The following is a 3,621-nucleotide window of genomic DNA, read 5'->3' as shown; positions in this document are numbered from 1 at the left end:
CCAACATCCTCGGCGTGCCGTTCGGCACCTGGCTCGGCCAGCATTTCGGCTGGCGCGCCACCTTCTGGGCCGTCAGCGCGGTCGGGCTGCTGGCGATGGCGGCACTGGCGCTGTTCGTGCCCGCGCAGCCGGCGAGCCGTGAAGGCAGTTCGCTGCGCGCCGACCTCGACGCGCTGCTGCGCCGCCCGGTGCTGCTCGGCTTCGCGACCACGGTGCTCGGCTTCGCGGGRCTGTTCGCGCTGTTCACCTACATCGCGCCGCTGCTGACGCAGATCACCGGCTTCAGCGCCGCGGCGGTGTCGCCGATCCTGCTGGTGTTCGGCGGCGGGCTGGTGATCGGCAACCTGGCCGGCGGCAAGCTCGCCGACCGCCACCTCGCCGGCACGGTGCTGGGCTCGCTGGCGGTGCTCGCGATCGTGCTCGCGCTGACCGGCTGGGCGCTGCACAGCCGGGTGGCCGCGGTGCTGTTCGTCGGCTTGCTCGGGGCCGCGTCGTTCGCGACGGTCGCTCCGCTGCAGATGTGGGTGCTGGACAAGGCCCAGGGTGCCGGCCAGAGCCTCGCCTCGAGCTTCAACATCGCGGCGTTCAACCTCGGCAATGCCTTCGGCGCGTGGCTGGGCGGTGCGGTGATCGCGAACGGGCCGGGTCTCGGCTCGCTCGCCTGGGTGGCCGCGCTGCTGCCGCTGGCCGGTCTCGCGATCGCGGCGCTCGCGATGGCGCTGGACCGCACGCCGGCTGCGATCGCCCCTGCCAACGCCTGAACGAGGACACCCCATGACTGCTCGTCGCACACTGCGGCGCGGCCTCGCCGCGACCCTCTCCATCCCGGCCTTTGCCCTCGCCTGCCTGACCGCGACGCCTTCGCACGCCGGCACCTGGATCCCCAGCTGGACCGCGAATCCCGAAGCGAGTTGGGGCGAGGAATTCGCCCTGCCGACCGGCACGCCGGCGGTCATCGACGACCAGACGCTGCGCCAGGTCGTGCGGCTGAGCCTCGGCGGGCGGCGGGTGCGGCTGCAGCTGTCGAACGAGTACGGCAGCGAGCCACTGGTGATTGGTGCAGCGCAGGTGGCGCCGGCATCGGCCCCCGGGCGGGGTCGCGCGGTGACCTTCGGCGGACAGGCCGGCGTCGTCGTGCCGCCGGGCGCGCCGGTGCTCAGCGATCCGGTGGAGCTCGAGGTCGCAGCGCTCGCGTCCTTGGCGATCAGCCTGTACCTGCCGAAGCCGACGCCGACGCGCACCTTCCACTGGGATGGACGGCAAACCGCCTCGCTCGCGCCCGGCAACCAGGTGAGCGCCGCGCAGCTGCCGCCGACACCGGGCCTGACGGCGCGGATCTTCCTCAGCGGCGTCGCGGTCGAGGCCGACGCGCCGCGCGGCAGCGTCGTCGTGATCGGCGATTCGATCACCGACGGCAACGGCGCGACGATGGATGCCGACACGCGCTGGCCCGACTTCCTGGCCGCGCGACTCGCACCGCAACGCATCGCGGTGCTGAACGCCGGCATCTCGGGCGGCCGGTTGCTGTCCGGCGGCATGGGCCCGAGCGCGCTGGCGCGTTTCGACCGCGACGTGCTGTCGCAACCGCAGCTGCGCAGCGTCATCGTGCTGATCGGCATCAACGACATCGCCTGGCCCGGCACCGCGTTCGATCCGCAACGCCGGCCGCCCGACCTCGCCGAGCTGGTGGCCGGCTACCGCCAGCTGATCGCCCGCGCGCATGCACACGGCGTGCGCGTGCTCGGCGCGACGCTGACGCCGTTCGAAGGCGCCCTCGCCGGCACGCCGCTGGCCGACTACTTCCAGCCGCACAAGGACGCGCTGCGCCGGCAGCTCAATGCGTGGATCCGCGCCAGCGGTGAGTTCGACGCGGTGCTCGATTTCGACGCGCTGCTGCGCGACCCGGCCCAGCCGTCGCGCCTGCAGCCGGCCTTCGACTCCGGCGACCACCTGCACCCGGGCGACGCCGGGCACCGCGCGATGGCCGAGGCGGTGCCGCTGCCGGCCACGCGCTGATCAGTCCCCGCTGCCCAGCTCGCGCGCGCTCCTGCGCAGCAACTCGAGCTGCCCCTGCACGTTGCGGCACATGCGGCAGATCGGCAGGTGCGCCGCCAGCCGGCGCGCGTCGTCGGGCGGCAGCGGGCCGTCCTGCGCGGCGCTCAGCAGGTGCGAGGCGGCACGGCAGTCGATGTCGTCGTCCGGCGTGCTCGCGGGCGGTGGGGTCGTCGTCGTCATGCCGCATCCTTGAACCAGCGCAGCTGCAGGCACTCGCGCAGCTGCATGCGCGCGCGGTACAGCATCACGCTGCAGTTGTTGGCGGTGATCTGCAGCTCGCCGCAGATGCCGTCGATCTCCAGCTCCAGCCACTCGCGCATCATGAAGATGCGGGCCAGCTTCGGCGGCAGGTTGTCGATGCACAGCTGCAGCGTGTCGAAGAACTGCGCCTGCTCCAGCGCCCGCTCCGGGTGCTGCCAGGCCGGTGGCGCGTCGCGCCAGTGGCCGTCGGCCGCGAACAGCGCATCGAGCGCGTCGTCGACGCTCTGCTCGGCCAACGGCTCTACGTGGATCTCGCGGCCGCGCCGGCGCAGCACATCGATGATCTTGAACTTCAGGATGCCGGTCGCGTAGGTCTTCAGCGTGCTGCGGCCTTCGAAGCGCTCCGGCGCCTCGAGGATCGCCAGCAGCGTCTCCGACACCACGTCCTCGGCGAGGCTGTCGTGGCGCAGCTGGAGTTGCGCAAACCGCAGCAGCGGCTGGTGCAGGCTCGACAGTTCGGCGGCAAGGTCCATGGGCCGCGACTGTAGCGTGCCTGCAAAGCCGCTCATCGAAGTACCTCCGCGCCCGCGCGTGCCTGGCTTCGCGGCGGCTGGCGCGTTCAGTGCTTCGAAGCAACGCTCAAAACACGACGCCGGCGTACAGCAGCAGGTTCGCGTACGGCGTGAACTCGCCGCTGCGCACGATCGCGCGCGCCGAGGCGCTGCGCCGTTTCAGCTCGTCGTGCGACACCCGCTCGACCGGCACGCCCTGCAGGCGCTCGCCGGCCTGCGCGACGAACGCGGGGCTGCGCTGCAGCGCCTCGTCGGCCAGCGCGGCGCGCTCCACCTGCATCTCGCTGAGCAGCACCTGCAGCACCTGGTCGAACGACGGCACGCCGCGCGTCAGCGCCAGGTCGATGCACGGCGTGCCCGCCGGCACCGGCAACCCGGCATCGGCGATCACGACCAGGTCGCCATGGCCCAGCCGCGCGACCAGCAGCGACAAGTCCCGGTGCAGCAGCGGCGTCTTCTTCACGACGCCTCGACCGCCGGTTGCAGGTCGCGCGCGAACGGCATCGCGTCGATCGTGCCGGGCCGCGCGACGCTGAACGCCGCGGCCCGCTGCGCATGCGCGATCGCGGCGTGCAAGGCCACGCCGGCACAGCGCGCGGCGGCGAACGCGCCGATGAAGGTGTCACCGGCACCGGTGGTGTCGACCGCCTGCGTGCGCGGCGCCGGCGCGTGCACGTTGCCGCGCTCGTCGGCGCACTGCACGCCGTCGGCGCCCAGCGTGACGATCACCGTCGCCGGCCCGCGCTCGCGCAGCCGCGCCGCTGCATCGGCCGGTGCCAGCGCCTCGCCGAGC

General features: G+C 73.0%; 6 protein-coding genes. 2 read left to right on the top strand and 4 right to left on the bottom strand.

What is annotated here, in order from left to right:
* A partial coding sequence (locus AC1D12_RS27990; protein ID WP_477844350.1) for an MFS transporter occupies positions 1-761 on the top strand: 761 nt, incomplete at its 5' end.
* Positions 762-774: 13 nt separating this feature from the next.
* The gene (locus tag AC1D12_RS27985) at positions 775-2,016 is read left to right on the top strand and encodes an SGNH/GDSL hydrolase family protein (RefSeq protein ID WP_477844348.1); all 1,242 of its coding nucleotides are present in this window, start codon (positions 775-777) and stop codon (positions 2,014-2,016) included.
* Here AC1D12_RS27985 and AC1D12_RS27980 read toward each other — a convergent pair whose 3' ends face one another.
* From AC1D12_RS27980 to AC1D12_RS27965, 4 genes are all read right to left on the bottom strand, one after another.
* Positions 2,017-2,235 carry a zf-HC2 domain-containing protein gene (locus AC1D12_RS27980; RefSeq protein ID WP_477828885.1) on the bottom strand — a complete coding sequence of 73 codons (219 nt, stop codon included), beginning with the start codon at positions 2,233-2,235 and terminating at the stop codon, positions 2,017-2,019. It abuts the gene before it with no gap.
* On the bottom strand, positions 2,232-2,789 hold the full coding sequence (locus AC1D12_RS27975) for a sigma-70 family RNA polymerase sigma factor (RefSeq protein WP_477844346.1): 558 nt from the start codon (positions 2,787-2,789) through the stop codon (positions 2,232-2,234). The genes AC1D12_RS27980 and AC1D12_RS27975 overlap by 4 nt, the downstream gene beginning before the upstream one ends.
* A 106-nt stretch (positions 2,790-2,895) precedes the next feature.
* The gene (gene rbsD / locus AC1D12_RS27970; protein WP_465113033.1) at positions 2,896-3,291 is read right to left on the bottom strand and encodes a D-ribose pyranase; all 396 of its coding nucleotides are present in this window, start codon (positions 3,289-3,291) and stop codon (positions 2,896-2,898) included.
* Positions 3,288-3,621, bottom strand: a 334-nt coding sequence (locus AC1D12_RS27965; RefSeq protein ID WP_477844344.1) for a PfkB family carbohydrate kinase, incomplete at its 5' end; no start/stop codon positions are given. The genes rbsD and AC1D12_RS27965, both read right to left, overlap by 4 nt.

It is taken from the genome of Rhizobacter sp. P1_G5 (genome assembly GCF_056405435.1).
Note: the sequence above shows the minus strand (reverse complement) of the source record. Positions and strands in the feature narration are given on the sequence as shown.